Annotated in this window: 10 protein-coding genes; 4 read left to right on the forward strand and 6 right to left on the reverse strand. The window is 71.8% G+C overall.

Features of this window, described 5'->3' with window-relative positions; all coding sequences use genetic code 11:
- Positions 1-17: 17 nt before the first annotated feature.
- On the forward strand, positions 18-3119 hold the full coding sequence (locus tag OV208_RS27985) for a cyclic nucleotide-binding domain-containing protein (protein ID WP_267576974.1): 3102 nt from the start codon (positions 18-20) through the stop codon (positions 3117-3119).
- Positions 3120-3126: 7 nt separating this feature from the next.
- Here the strand turns inward: OV208_RS27985 and OV208_RS27990 are convergent, their stop codons facing one another.
- On the reverse strand, positions 3127-4620 hold the full coding sequence (locus OV208_RS27990) for a hypothetical protein (RefSeq protein WP_267576975.1): 1494 nt from the start codon (positions 4618-4620) through the stop codon (positions 3127-3129).
- 1164 nt (positions 4621-5784) lie between these two features.
- Here OV208_RS27990 and OV208_RS41410 point away from each other — a divergent pair.
- From OV208_RS41410 to OV208_RS28005, 3 genes are all read left to right on the forward strand, one after another.
- On the forward strand, positions 5785-6237 hold the full coding sequence (locus tag OV208_RS41410) for a 5'-nucleotidase C-terminal domain-containing protein (protein ID WP_420715058.1): 453 nt from the start codon (positions 5785-5787) through the stop codon (positions 6235-6237).
- 110 nt (positions 6238-6347) lie between these two features.
- Positions 6348-7367, forward strand: coding sequence for a stage II sporulation protein M (locus OV208_RS28000; RefSeq protein WP_120544047.1), 1020 nt, complete (start codon positions 6348-6350; stop codon positions 7365-7367).
- On the forward strand, positions 7364-7825 hold the full coding sequence (locus OV208_RS28005) for an inorganic diphosphatase (RefSeq protein ID WP_120544046.1): 462 nt from the start codon (positions 7364-7366) through the stop codon (positions 7823-7825). Before OV208_RS28000 ends, OV208_RS28005 begins: the two co-directional genes overlap by 4 nt.
- Positions 7826-7828: 3 nt before the next feature.
- Here OV208_RS28005 and OV208_RS28010 read toward each other — a convergent pair whose 3' ends face one another.
- The 5 genes from OV208_RS28010 to OV208_RS28030 are packed head-to-tail and all read right to left on the reverse strand — an operon-like array spanning position 7829 to position 13575.
- On the reverse strand, positions 7829-9136 hold the full coding sequence (locus OV208_RS28010) for a DUF58 domain-containing protein (RefSeq protein ID WP_267576977.1): 1308 nt from the start codon (positions 9134-9136) through the stop codon (positions 7829-7831).
- Positions 9133-10134 carry an AAA family ATPase gene (locus OV208_RS28015; RefSeq protein ID WP_267576978.1) on the reverse strand — a complete coding sequence of 334 codons (1002 nt, stop codon included), beginning with the start codon at positions 10132-10134 and terminating at the stop codon, positions 9133-9135. Before OV208_RS28015 ends, OV208_RS28010 begins: the two co-directional genes overlap by 4 nt.
- The gene (locus OV208_RS28020; protein ID WP_267576979.1) at positions 10131-11408 is read right to left on the reverse strand and encodes a DUF4350 domain-containing protein; all 1278 of its coding nucleotides are present in this window, start codon (positions 11406-11408) and stop codon (positions 10131-10133) included. The genes OV208_RS28015 and OV208_RS28020 overlap by 4 nt, the downstream gene beginning before the upstream one ends.
- Positions 11401-13302 (reverse strand): DUF4129 domain-containing protein, encoded by a 1902-nt coding sequence (locus tag OV208_RS28025; protein ID WP_267576980.1) that lies wholly within the window; start codon positions 13300-13302, stop codon positions 11401-11403. The genes OV208_RS28020 and OV208_RS28025 overlap by 8 nt, the downstream gene beginning before the upstream one ends.
- Before the next feature lie 6 nt (positions 13303-13308).
- Entirely contained in the window at positions 13309-13575 is a 267-nt protein-coding gene (locus OV208_RS28030) for a hypothetical protein (RefSeq protein WP_120545917.1), read from the reverse strand.
- Positions 13576-13604: the final 29 nt, after the last annotated feature.

Consider the following 13604-nt stretch of genomic DNA (forward strand, 5'->3'; position numbering starts at 1 on the left):
TCCGCATTCCCGCGCCCGTGGCCTCTTCCGAAATCTCATCCTGGAACCGCCGCGTGCTGCCAGCGGGCGCCTTCCAGTTCGCGCTCATCGCCGGGGTGACGCAGCTCAAGACGGCGGCGAACGCGCTGGTGCTGTCGCGCTTCGAGTCGCAGGCGCTGCCCTACCTGTACCTGCTGGGCGCGCTGATGACAGCGACGCTCACGCTGCTGCCCCGGGGCCGGCCCGACGCGCCCACTGAATCCCCGGGCATCCTCACCGGCGTGGGCGGCGTGCTGGCGCTGGGACTGGCGGCGGCGCTGTCCGCGGGGCAGCGCATGCCGGCGCTGGCGCTGTACCTGTTCGCGGACTGCTTCAGCACGTTCGTGTCGTTCCGCTTCTGGGGCCGCATGGCGTCCGCGTTCGACGCGCGCGAGGCTCGCCGGGCGTTCACGGTGCTCAACGGCTTCGGCATGGGCGGTGGCATCGCGGGCGGCCTGCTGGTGCAGGCATTCGCAGTGCGGCTGGGCACGCCCGTGGTCGTGGTCAGCGGCGCGGTGAGCCTGCTGGCCGCGGGGGCCATCTACCACCACCTGCACCAGACGGAGCCCGCACCGCCGCAGCGCACGCGCTCACTGCAGGCGTGGTTCCCGGCGTGGCGCTACCTGGGCGAGAGTCCGTACGCGCAGGTGCTCGCGGCGCTGGGCATCGCGTTCGCGGTGCTGTCGTCCTTCGTGGACTACCTGTTCCGCCTGCGCGTGGAGGGCACGCTCAGCGAGGACGGGCTGGCGGCGCTCTTCGGTTCGTTGCAGTTGTGGATTGGCCTCTTCTGCGTGGCCTTCCAGCTGCTCGTGGCGGAGCGGCTGCTCAAGCGCATGGGCCTGCTGATGTACCTGGCGCTGGTGCCGGTGGTGCTCGCGCCGCTGGCGGGTGCGACGCTCGCGACGGGCGAACTCTGGCCGGTGCACCTGCTGCGGCTGGTGGAGACGGCGGTGAGCTACTCCATCCTGCCGGTGGGCATCCAGTTGCTCTACGCGGCCGTCCCGGACGAGCAGCGCGAGGGCCTGCGCAGCGCGGTGGATGGCCTGTTGCGCAAGGGCGGCGTGGTGCTGGCGGGCGTGCTGCTCATTGGCGCGGGGCGCGGGGCCAACGGCATCACCATGGCGGTGGCGGTGGTTGGGCTGTGCGCCGCGCTGGGCCTGCTGCTCGTGCGCCTCAAGCCCGCGTACCTCACGGCGCTGGGCGAACAGGTGGGCGCGCACGAAGAGGAAGAAGTCGAGCTGGGCGTCGATTCGCAGAAGCTGCTGGTGGAGGCGCTGGGCGCGCCCACGCCGGAGCGCGTGCTGCGCGCGGTGGACATGCTGGAGCAGGCGGAGGCGCCGCTGCGCCAGCATCTGGCCGCGCTCCTGGCCCACCCCCACGAGCGCGTGCAGGAGCGCGGCGTGACGCTGGCGCTGAGCCTGGAAGCGCGCGAGCTGGCGCCCATGCTGGAGCGGCTGGTGGAGGAGGGCCCCCGGCGCCCCCGCGACCAGGCCGTGTGGGCCCTGGCGCGCCTGTCCCCGGAGCGCGCGGAGCGGCTGTTGCCGCCGCTCTTGACGAGCTCCGACGTGGGCCTGCGCTGCGCGGCCATTGGTGCGCTGATGCGCACGCAGGTCAACTCCGCCGCGCTGGAGTCGCTGCGCGAGTTGCTGTCGAAGGGGGACCATGCCCCGGTGGCGGAGCGGCGCGAGGTGGCGCGGCTCTTGGGGCGGCTGAAGGATCCGCGCTTCGCGGGGCCGCTGTCGCTCTACCTGGAGGACATGGACATCTCCGTGCGCCGCGTGGCGCTGGTGGCGGTGGGGGCGGGCGGCTACGTGGAGCTGGCGCCGCGCCTCCTGCCGTTCCTCACCTGGCGCGAGGAGCGTCCGGCCGCGCGTGAGTCGCTGGTGCAACTGGGCGACGCGGTGACGCCGCTGTTGGAGTTGCAGCTCAACAACAAGGCCGCGCCGCTGGCCATGCGGATGCAACTGCCCCGCGTGCTGCGCGGCATCGGGACGTCCGCGGCGCTCAACGCGCTGCTCTTCTCCAACGTGCGCGACGACGCGGGCCTGCACTTCCGCATTGGCGCGCAGTTGTCGCGGCTTCGCGAGGAGCAGCCGGACCACCCGGTGGACGTGGACCGGATCCACGAAGCGCTGGGCCGCCGCCGCGACACGTACCGCCAGCTCGTGGGGGCCTTCCGCGACGTGCAGGCGGCGCTGGGCCCGCAGTCGCTGCTCACCCGCGCGGTGGGCGACCGGTTGGATCAGGCGCTGGAGCTGTCCTTCTTCCTGCTGGGCCTGCTGCACCCGCCCCAGGCGATGCGGCGGATCCACCAGCACCTGGTGGGCTCCGACTCCCGGCGCCGCGCGTATGCGCTGGAGCTGCTGGAGAACCTGGTGGCCGTGGAGGAGCGCGAGCTGGTGATGGAGCAGGTGGAGGCCCACCACCGCGAGCTTCCTCCCGGGGCGCCGGGCCGGCTGTGGCGGCGGCTGGCGGGGCTCGTGCAGAGCGAGGACGTGGTGCTGCGCGCGTGTGCCCGCTACGTGGCGCGGGTGAATGGCCTGGATGTGCTCCCGCAGGAGGGTGAATTGAGCGACAAGATCGTCCAACGGATGTTCGCGCTGGAAGGCGTGAGCGTCTTCTCCCAGAGCGACGTGGATGACATCGCCGCCATCGCGGAGGTCGCGCGCGAGGCCGTGTTCCGCACCGGCGAGCGGCTCTACAGCCAGGGGGACCCGGGCGACGCGCTCTACGTCATCGTCGAGGGCGCGGTGGACGCGTTCCGCAACGGCGAGCACGTGCTGCGCTTCCAGGCGAAGGAGGCCATTGGCGAGGTGAGCCTGCTGGATGGCGCGCCCCGTCCCACGGACATGGTGGCCGCGGTGGACTCACGCGTGCTCGTCATCGACCGGCGCGACTTCCTGGACCTGCTGGCGGACCGGCCGGAGCTGCTCACCGGCTTCTTCCGCTCCGTGAGCCAGCAGCTCCAGAGCGTCATCGACCTGCCCGCGCGGCGGGAGACGGGACAGCGGCTGGAGCTGGGTGTCGCGCAGCAGCCCCAGGTGCCGCTGGAGGGCATTGGCGGACTGCCGCCCGAGGGCAACGCGCCCTCGGACGTGTGACGCGGCGTCAGTCCCCCGCGTCTTGAGGGGGCCGCGGGGCGTCCTTCGAGGGCTGCTGGGGATCCAAGCTGTGCAGGTGGGCCGCGGCCACCGGGATGAACGGCCGCGTGAAGCAGCGCAAGGGCGGCAGGGTGCCCACGAAGCGCGCCAACGCGAGCCCCGCGAAGACCCACGGCTGACGCTCCACGCTCGCGATGGGGGAGGAGACCCCTTCCGTCCTTCGCGTCAGCACCGCCTCGTACCAGCGGAAGGGACCCCAGCGCAGGAATGGCAGCACCCGGGCGATCGCGTGCCAGCCGCGAAGGAACCAGGGGGGACGCGAGACGGGGGACACCCAGGCGCGGTCGCTCTTGGCGGAGGTGAAGACGACGAGCCACCAGAAGGCCCAGGCGGAGCTGAGCACGGGGAACAACACCGTCCTCCAGGGCACCGGCGCGGTGATGGCCGCCACCACCGGGAGGCCCAGCGCGAAGAGCACGTAGGCCCTCCACCGGCGCTGGAGCTTGGCCTTGATCCACGGGAAGTTGAGGCGCACGCGTGGGGTGAGCTGGGGATCCTCGGGCGTGATGCCGGTGGCGAGGCTCGCCTCGCGGGAGATGAGCGAGTGGTAGTCGCGGGACAGGGCGACGACCACCCACTGCGCCGCGCTCAACGACGTGAAGAACAACACCCAGAACTCCCAACTGCCCAGGAAGAAGACGCCCTTGTGCACCTGGGGCGTTTCGATGTTGAACCCCTTCTTCTGAGGCTCCTTCTGGATGGGGAAGCCCTGGGTCTTCGGATCCGGGGTGGCTTTGCCGCCCCCTTCTTCGAGGCCGGCGAGGACGGCGGCGGCGATCATGTCGCCCAGGTCCTCCGCGTCCTCCTCCACGTCCTCGTCCGGAGTGGTGCCGCTGGTGGTCCTGGCGCGTTCGGCGGCCTCCTTCGCTCCGTTCCCGGCAGCGGTCGCGGCGGCCTCCAGGGTTGCGTCATCCGCGGTCCCCTCCTCGATGGCGGTCGCGATGAGCGCGCTCACCGCCTTGCCCACGGAAGGGGTGTCGCCCTTCGCCGAGCCCGGATGGAGCTCGGCCCCCAGCGCCGCTTCAAGGTCCTGGGTCGCCTGGTCGAGACGGGCCTGGGCCTCCGGCCTCAAGGACCGGGCCGCCCTGGCGGAGGGTTTCGCCTGGGCCTCCTCCTCGTCCTGGAAGTTGTTCGCCGCCCAGACTCCCGCGAGGGCCAGGAGGAACGCCGTCTGGAAGCAGGTCACCCGCAGATAGCGCGCGCGCGTCGGGGCATCCGCCAGCGTCGTCCTCGCGATGTGGAAGGGCAGGCTCGCGCCGTAGAAGAACTGGCGGATGCGGCCTTCCGGAAGCGCGCCACGCACCGACTGGAAGTGCTCGGCGCCGCTCCGGGCCTCGCCCCACCACTTGCGCACCTCGTCCCGCAGCGACGAAGCGCCTGGACCGGCGGTAGAACCGCCCTCCGTTTCCTCTCGTAAAGGCTTGAAATCCTTGCCTTTCATGCCCGTCATTGGGCCACGCTACCACGGCGGGGATGTGCTAAAGGCCCGGCCGTGAACCCGAACCCTCTCTCGCTGCGTCCCTTCCGTCGTCCTACCCGCCAGCTCTGGCTGTCGTCCGGCGCGCTGGTCCTCGCCTTGGGAGCCCTCGCGGGCTGTGAGAAGACTCCCCCGCCTGCCCCGGCCACGCCTCCTCCGGCCGCGCCCGCGAAGCCCGCGGTGCCGTCCGAAGTGACGGTGCTCGTCACCGGCAGCACCCGTGGCCAGCTCCTGCCCGCCGACGGCAAGGGCGGCGCCGCGGAGCTGATGGGCCGCTGGGTGAATGATGAAAAGCACTGTGCCGGTCCGCTGAAGGACGGCCAGGCGACCTGTCCGGATGCCGGCACGCTCGCCCTGACGACGGGCGACCTGTGGACGGGCCCGGCCATCTCCTCCTTCTTCCTGGGCGCTCCGACGGCCGAGGTGATGGGGCACATGGGCTACGCCGCCTCCGCGCTGGGCAACCACGAGTTGTCGTACGCCAAGGACTCCTTCCTGAAGAACCGCGCGGCGGGGGGCTTTCCCTTCCTGGCGGCGAACCTGAAGGTGACGGACGCGTCGCTGGCGAAGGACCTGTCCATGCCCGCGTTCCAGGTCTTCGACCGGCGCGGCCTGAAGATTGGCGTGGTGGGCCTGACGTCGCAGAAGACGGTGGGCACGGTGATGTCCGGCCGCGCGGAAGGCCTGGAGGTCACCCCCTCCGAGGACGCGCTCAACACCGCCATCCCCGAGGCGCGCAAGGCGGGCGCGGACGTCATCGTCGTGGTGGCGGACCAGTGCCCCACCGACCTGCAGCCCATCGTCGCCAAGCACCCCGACTGGAAGGTTTCGCTCGTCGCGGGGGGGCGCTGCGCGGAAGTCTCCGCGCCGAAGACGGAAGGGGACACCACGTACGTGTCGCTGGGCCGCGGCTTTGATTCGTACCTGCGCGCGCACTTCAAGTTCGACCCGGCCAAGGGCGCGGGCCAGAAGCTGACCGGCGTGGAGACGAAGGTCGTCGACGTCACGGGCGGCACGCCGGACGCGGAGACGGCGAAGCGCATCGCCGAGTGGCAGACGAAGGTGGACGAGGCGCTGGGCCGGAAGATCGGCTTCACCAAGGCGGGCATCCCCCAGGACTCGCCGCTGATGGCGAAGTGGGTGGCCGGCGCGGTGCGCACGCAGCTCAACACCGACGTGGCCATCCTCAACAAGGGCGGCCTGCGTGGCGGCCTGCCGGCGGGCGACGTGACGCTGGGCAGCGTGTACTCGGTGATGCCGTTCGAGAACTCGCTGCTCACCGTGAAGCTCAAGGGCGAGGACCTGGCCAAGCAGTTGGAGAACCCCACCGCGCTCGTGGCGGGCCTCACCCCGGCGGGCAAGGGCAAGTTCAAGGACGCCAAGGGCAAGCCGTTGGATCCGAAGAAGGAGTACACGGTCGCCACCGTGGAGTACCTGTACTTCGGCGGTGACGGCTTCGGCTTCGAGAAGCTGGACGCCAACCCGGCCGAGACGGGCATGGCGTGGCAGACGCCCGTCGTCGAGTGGACCCAGGCCCAGTCCTCCACCGAGGCGAAGCCGCTGGAGAAGCTCATCAAGTAGGCACGGGGAGTCTTTTCCGCTTCCTGAAGCCACGGGGCGCCGGCGCCTCCCTGTCACAGGGGAGGGCGACCGGCGCCTCGCCATTTTCGGGGCTCGGCTAGACTGGCCCCATGGAGATGGCGGAGTTCATCGAGACGCGGCGCCCTCGCTGGCAGCAGTTGGAGTCGCTGCTGGACAAGTCCGAATCGGACGGGCTGCGCAAGCTGAGCCTGGAGGAGGCGCGGTCGCTGGGGAAGCTGTACCGCGCCGTCTCCAGTGACTTGTTGTGGGTGCGCGCGCGCAGCGGCTCCGCGGACGTGAGCGCGTACCTCAACGATCTGGTGGGCCGGGCGTACGCGCTGACGTATCCGGGCTCCCGGCCGCGCTTCGCGGACGTGTGGGCGTTCGTGTCGCGCGGCTTCCCGGCGCTGATGCACCGCGAGTGGCGCATGTACCTGGCGGCGGTGCTGCTGATGGCGGCGGGCGCGGGCTTTGGTTACGTGGGCATGATGGTGGATCCGGACGCGGCGCACTACCTGGTGCCGGAGCAGCACCTGGACATGGACCCCGTGAAGCGCGCCGCTGACGAGGCCGCTGGCAAGGGCATGTCCGTGGAGGAGCAGGCGCAGTTCTCCACGTTCCTCTTCACGCACAACATCCAGGTGGCCTTCCTGGCGTTCGCGCTGGGCATCACCCTGGGGCTGGGCACGGTGGTGATGCTGTTCGTCAACGGCCTGTTCCTGGGGGCACTGGCGCAGGTGTACGCGGCCAAGGGGATGACGGGGTGGTTCTGGGCGTGGATCCTTCCGCATGGCATCCCGGAGATGTCCGCCATCTGCATCGCGGGCGCGGCGGGGCTCGTCATCGCGCGGGGCATGGTGGCGCCGGGAGGACTGTCGCGCGGGCAGGCGCTGCGCAAGGAGTCGGTGACGGCGGTGAAGCTGTTGTTCGGCACGCTCGTGCTGTTCGTGCTCGCGGGCTTCATCGAAGGCACCGTGTCGCAGATCCACCCGCCGAAATTGTCGGTGGGCTTCAAGATCACCTTCGCGCTCACCGTGGGCGCGGGCGTCTACGCGTACCTGCTGTCGGACTGGATGCGCGGCCGTCGGCGCGGGGCTCGGGCCGAGGAGTCCGTGGGGACGGCGGGATGAGCGTGGGGCGCGCTGCTTCCGTGCCGGACCTGTCCGTGCCGCCCCTGCCGCGTGAGCCGGAGGTGCTCATCGAGTGCCCCCGCTTCTCCATGGTGAAGCGGCGCGCGGATGGGTCGGTGGACTTCGTGTCGCCGCTGCCGTGTCCGTACAACTACGGCTCCATCCCGGGCCTGCTGTCGGATGACGGCGACCCGCTGGACGCGGTGGTGCTGGGGCCGCGGCTGTCGCAGGGACAGCGCGTGCGCGTGCCGGTGGTGGCCGTGCTGGGCTTCATCGACGCGGGGAAGGGCGACCCGAAGGTGGTGTGCGGGACGCACCCCATGACGGCCTCGGAGCGCGCGGGCCTGGAGCGCTTCTTCCACGTCTACGCGCTGTTCAAGCGCGGGCTGCACCGCGTGCGCGGCGCCGTGCCCGACACGCGCTTCGTGGGCTGGCTGCGCGAAGGCCCCGAGGCCTGACGGCTACAGGACGCCGCGCGCCTTGATGTCCAGGTAGCGGTTCACCGCCGCGAGGCTCAGCTCGTCCGGAGCCACGTCCAGCATCTGCACGCCGCCCCGGCTCACTCGGGCCTTGAGCACTTCGCGGTCCGACAACAGCTCGGAGGCCACCGCGTGCTGGAAGGCCTGCTCCGGCCCGGACGGCGGCGTGCGCAGCAGCTTCTGCAACGCCGTGTCCTTCACCGACAGGCACAGCGGGACGTGACGGCGCGCCAGCCGGTGCAGCGGCGCGACCAGCGTGTTGGCCTGCTCCTCGTCGAGGAAGTCGGTGAAGACGCACAGGAGGCTGCGCCGGTTCAGGCGGACATTCAGCTCCTTGAAGAGCGCCAGGTAGTCCACGTACGTGAGGCTGGGTGTCGCGGAGTACAGCGTGTCCACCAGCTTGCGGTACTGGCCCCGGCCCGCCGCGGGCGGCAGGTACGCCTTCACGCCGTCCGCGAAGAGCGCCAGCCCCACGCGGTCCCCGTTGCGGATGGCCACGAAGGCGAGGAAGAGCGCCGCGTTCACCGCGTGGTCCAACTTGGTGAGCCCGTCCACCTGCGCCGCCATGGAGCGGCCCGCGTCCACGCAGATGAGCAGCGCCTGCGAACGCTCCGACTCCAGCACGCGCGTCACCGGACGGCCTCGGCGCGCGGTGGCCTTCCAGTCCACGTCGCGCACGCTGTCGCCCTGGGCGTAGTCGCGCAGGCGCGCGAACTCGCTGCCCCGGCCGTCGCGGCGCAACTGCCGCAGGCCCAGGTTCACCAGGTCCAACGCCGCGCCCGACAGGAGCAGCCGCCGTGCTCCGCGCAGGTCCGGGTACACCGACACCGAGCGCGCGGCGACGAAGGTGCGCTCCTGCGACATGAGCCCCAGCGGGCCCTTCACCCGCACGTGCAGGTCCCCGAACATGAACTTGCCACGCCTCACCGGCGTGGCCCGGTACACCCACTGCGTCTGGCTGTCCGGCGTGAGGCGCAGCGTGGCTTCGCCCGGTTCGGTGGTGAAGTCCGACGGCGCGTCGTCCTTCACGCGCACCTGCACGGTGCCCCGGCCCCGGTGCACGAGGCGCACGTCCACGCGGTTGGCCACGCCGACGTTGAGGCGCTCCGGCAGCGTGCGGTGCACCTCCAGCCTCACGCGGCGGGCGAGGAGGTAGTCGAACGCGGCCAGGGCCAGCGCCAGGGCATCCAGCGCCAGCACCGCGCCGCCCAGGCCCGGGAAGAAGCCCGCCAACGCCATGGGCAGCGCGAGCAGGGCCAGGAGCCCCCACAGGCGCTCGGAGGGAATCACCGGGGGACCTCGACGCCCTGGACCACTTCGCGCAGCACGTCCGCGGGCGTGGCCCCGTCCAGCTCCGCGTCCGGCGACAGCAGCAGGCGGTGGCGCAGCACCGGACCCGCGAGGAAGCGCACGTCATCGGGCGTGACGAAGTCGCGGCCCCGGAGCGCCGCCAGCGCCTTCGACGCGAGCAGCAGGTGCACGCCCGCGCGGGGCCCCGCGCCCAGGCGGATGTTGGGCGAGGTCCGCGTCGCCGACACCAGCTTGCGGATGTAGCCCAGCACCGGCGGCTCCACGTTCACTTCACTGAGCGCCGCTCGCGCCTGGAGCAGCCCGTCCTTCGTCACCGCCGCGTTCACGCCCGCGCGCGACAGGTCGCCTGAGTCGAAGCCCCGGTGCACGGCGTGGAGGATGGCGTCCTCTTCCTCCGGCGCGGGGTAGCCCACGTCGATCTTCAGGAGGAAGCGGTCCAACTGCGCCTCGGGCAGCGGGTACGTGCCTTCGGACTCCACCGGGTTCTGCGTGGCGAACACCGTGAACATGGGGGAGAGCAGCAGGTTGCGGCCCTCCAGCGACACGGCGCGCTCCTGCATCGCCTCCAGCAGCGCTGACTGCGTCTTCGCGGGGGCGCGGTTGATTTCGTCCGCCAGCAGCAGGTCCGTGAAGATGGGGCCGCGCGCGAGCACGAAGGATTGCGTCTTCAGGTCGAAGACGCTGGTGCCCAGGATGTCCGCGGGCATCAGGTCCGGCGTGAACTGGATGCGCTTGAAGTCCGCGCCCACGCTGCGCGACAGCGCCTTGGCCATCAGCGTCTTGGCCACGCCGGGCACGCCCTCCAGCAGGATGTGGCCTCCGGCGACGAGCCCGCAGAGCATCAGCTCCAGCGGTTCGTCCTGTCCGACCACGGCCTTGCGCACCTCGTGGAGGACGCCCTCGCGGATGGCGTTGGCGACCCGCACGGCGTTGCCGCCGTCCGGCGCGAGAGGAGGAGAGAAGGGCGGGGCGTTCATGGGGTTCCGGGTCGGGGCCGGCCAGTGCCGGCGGGGTGGATGCGCTCGCGCAGGTGCGCGGCGGAAGTGGCGAGGGCCTGCAGGTCGGCGTCCCTCTGCACGGCGTCGGACTGGCGGGCCACGTCGACGAGCCCGTCCGCCAGGTCCTGGCGTCCCCGCGCGCGAAGCCCTTCGGCGACGGCGGCGACGGTGGAGTGGGAGGGCAGGCCCGCGAGCGGCGCCAGTTGCTGCGTGAGGCCCCGGGAGATGAGCCCGGCGGCGAAGGCGTGGTGCCGGCCCTCGCGGTACAGCCGGCTCATGGCGAACAGGGCGTCCGTGGCGCCCACGCGCATGGCCTCGGGGGGCGGCAGGGGGCGGCCGAAGCGCTTCAGGGCGCCGGCCCACAGCACGACGCCGAAGAGCAGTTGCGCCACCGCGAAGTGCAGGCCGTAGCGGCGCGCGAAGTCCACGAGCGAGCGCTCGTTGGTGAAGCCGTGGTGGAACTCGTCGAAGGCGTAGGGGCCGGGGCCCAGGGCGCCCAGCGCGCTCAGCCAGAACTGGGCGTTGTCCGCCCGCGCGAGCGCCTGGTTCATCGCGAGCTCCGGGGCACCCACCACCAGCACGCGGCCCTCGCCCAGGGGAATCACCGCCGCCACCGGCATGCCCAGCCGCTCATCCTCCAGCACCGGGATGGCGTTCTCCGGCAGCCGCAGGTAGGCCTGGACCTTCGTCTCCACGCGCTCCACGCCCAGCGTGTACGGCGTGGGCAGCGGCGCCACCAGCGTGCGCATGGGCAGCGACGTGTCCGCCTTGTCCAGCTTCACGCCCAGCTCGTCCAACAGCGGGTTCTCGCGTGAGCCCCAGGGCACGTACACGAGCGAGTGGCCCGAGCGCACGTGCGCGAGCACCCGTTCGAGTTCGGCGTCTTCGAGCTGCTGGGCCCGCATCGCGTTGAAGCCCAGGTGGGGGGCCTCCTCGTCGTTCACGCCCGCGTCCGGATCCGAGGCGAGCCGCGTCTGATCCGGATCCTCCTCGTGCGAGCCCTCCACGTCGACGGCGAGCAGCACCAGTGCCTCCGGGCCGGACACGATGCGCAGGTCCGCCACGTTGCGCGTCACCGGCAGGCCACTCTCCTGTGCGAGCAGGAACAGGGCCCGCGCGCCATCTGGCTCCGCGCGGAAGGTGGACAGCGGATCCGCGAACCCGCCGCGCTGGGCGCCGCGCACCAGGAACGCGCCCAGGACGCCCGCGAGCAGCAGGGCTCCCAGCACGAGCAGTGGGAAACGGTCACGCACCGGCGGCCTCCTGCATGGGCGGCGCGGCGAGGAGCGGGGCGGTGATGGCGCGGAACTCCGTGTAGCCCTCCTTGCCTACGGGCACGTTGCCGTACCAGGCGAAATCGAAGCGGCGAGTCAGTTCCCGAAACGGAGCCTTCACTTCAGGCCGGCCCCGGAACGCGCGCAGGTAGTCCCAGTTGCTCAGCGTCTCGTCGTACAGGATGGCGCCGTCGCGATGCAGGCGCGACAGGAGCGCCAGGTACAGGTTGCGCACCGCCTCGCGGTACTCGCCCCGGGCCGCCAGCGCGTCGGCGAGGTGCGCCCAGCCCTCGGGTGGCCGAGACAGCGCATGGTCCGGATTGCCCGCGAGCGCCGCTGCGTCCACCGTGCTCACCTCCAGCCCGGGGCCTGATTCCACGCGCCGCCGCTTCAGGATGCTCACCACCACCACGCCCAGCACCGCCAGCGTCAGCGCGACCAGCGCCACCACCACGACGTCCGCCGCCGCGCCGCCGCTCAGCGGCAGGGCCGTCTCCCGGGGCTTCGGCAGCGGATCCTTCCGGCGGAAGAGCTCCTCCAGCCACTTGCCCAGCTTGTCGATGAACTGGCGCCACCAGCCCGGCTCCTCGGGGACTTTTTCTTCCTTCGGCTCCTTCGGATCCTTCTCCGGACGGTCCTGGAACTCCGGCCGCGCGAGGATGGAGCGCGCCCGGTCCGTGGCCGCCCGCGCATCGACACGCGCCTGGGCCTCCGCGGTGGCCGCCACCTGCGCGAGCCCCGTCTCCAGCGTCACCGCCGCCGACTCGCAGTCATCGTCGTCGTAGGCCTGCTGCTCCAGGTGGCGCACGAAGCGCTCCAGCTTCGCGCCCTCGGACGTGCCCAGCGCGTCGAAGTCCTTCAGCGCGGTGCCCTCCAGCATCTCGGGCATCTCACAGGCGTCCGCCAGCTTCTCCAGCCGCGCGCGCACGGCCTGACGCTCGGACGTCTCGGGCTTCTTCGCCGGCGCGGCCTCGGCCGGGGTGGGGCTCGCGAAGAGCACGCCCACGGCCACGAGCAGCGCGGCGGCGATCCCCTTCGCGTCCCCTGCGCCCACCGAGCCGCGCTTCGCGTTGCGCTCCGGCAGTTGCTGCACGGCGGCCAGGAGGTCCAGGCCTTCCTGCCGCACGCGCCCGTCGACGAGCAGCAGCGTGGCGGCCGCCGCGCGCAACGGTTCGAAGAGCGCGAACGTCGTCGCCGCGAGGAACATCAGCCACGGCGGGTTGTCCAAAGAGGCGAACCGCTCCGTGAACGTCAGGTCGATGCCCACCAGGTGCCGCGCCAGGTACAGCAGGAAGTTGAGCCCCACGTGCAGGTTGAAGAACACCAGCACCTGCACGCCCATCAGCCACCGCACCCCCGTGGCCGTCCCGCGCGACGGGCCCAGCAGCCGCGTGCACAGGCCGTACAGCTTCAGTGGGCTGCCCCGGCCCTGCATCGTGGCCGCGTAGCCCACGCCCTGCGCGGAGAGGACGATGAGCGCGATGCCCAGCGACAGCGTCACCGTGATCAGGTTGAAGAACGCCAGGTACGCCACCGTGATGCACAGGCTGGGCAGGCGCCCGAGCGCCGCGCGCATCGACGGTCGCACGGACGGATCCGCCTGCGTGCCCAGCAACACCTCCTGCACGTAGTGGCACGCCGCCCCCTGGCCCACGCCCCTGAGGAGCCACGCGAGCGTCAGGTACAGGGCGGGCAGGGTGGGGGAGCGGCCGTGGTCCACCGCGTCCACCAGGTGCAGCAGCGCGGCCACCACCGCGGCGCCTCCGGGCAGCGTGAGCGCCCACAGGCCGGCGTTGCGCGCGCACAGCCGCAGCGCCGCATCCATCAATGCCACCGGACCCCGGGGGCGTAGTTCGAGCGCGGAGACGGCCATGGTCTTTCAGCCCACCGCGTGGGCGGCGATGAGTACGCCGCCCCACAAGAGGACGGCGCCCACCAGCGCCAGCACCACGTTGACGACGCTCCACTCACGCCGGGGCGGCGGCCCCTCCAGCGCCTTGCGGCGCGTGTCCAGGCAACTGGCGCAGCGGTTGATGCCCTCGAACTGCGTGGTGCACTCGCGGCAGATGACGCGGCGGCACTCCACGCAGACACCCAGGCCCGCGCGGTCGGGGTGATAGTGGCAGCGGCCCGAGCCCTGAATCATGCGCACACCTTACGCAATCCAGGGCTCGC

This window comes from Corallococcus sp. bb12-1, assembly GCF_026626765.1.
GTDB classification, from domain to species: Bacteria; Myxococcota; Myxococcia; order Myxococcales; family Myxococcaceae; genus Corallococcus; species Corallococcus terminator.

Excerpts from the sequence above, each read along its gene's own strand:
- OV208_RS27990 (WP_267576975.1), bottom strand. The coding sequence starts at position 4,620 with ATGAAAGGCAAGGATTTCAAGCCTTTACGAGAGGAAACGGAGGGCGGT.
- OV208_RS41410 (WP_420715058.1), top strand. The coding sequence starts at position 5,785 with ATGGCGAAGTGGGTGGCCGGCGCGGTGCGCACGCAGCTCAACACCGAC.
- OV208_RS28000 (WP_120544047.1), top strand. The coding sequence starts at position 6,348 with ATGGAGATGGCGGAGTTCATCGAGACGCGGCGCCCTCGCTGGCAGCAG.
- OV208_RS28005 (WP_120544046.1), top strand. The coding sequence starts at position 7,364 with ATGAGCGTGGGGCGCGCTGCTTCCGTGCCGGACCTGTCCGTGCCGCCC.
- OV208_RS28015 (WP_267576978.1), bottom strand. The coding sequence starts at position 10,134 with ATGAACGCCCCGCCCTTCTCTCCTCCTCTCGCGCCGGACGGCGGCAAC.
- OV208_RS28025 (WP_267576980.1), bottom strand. The coding sequence starts at position 13,302 with ATGGCCGTCTCCGCGCTCGAACTACGCCCCCGGGGTCCGGTGGCATTG.
- OV208_RS28030 (WP_120545917.1), bottom strand. The coding sequence starts at position 13,575 with ATGATTCAGGGCTCGGGCCGCTGCCACTATCACCCCGACCGCGCGGGC.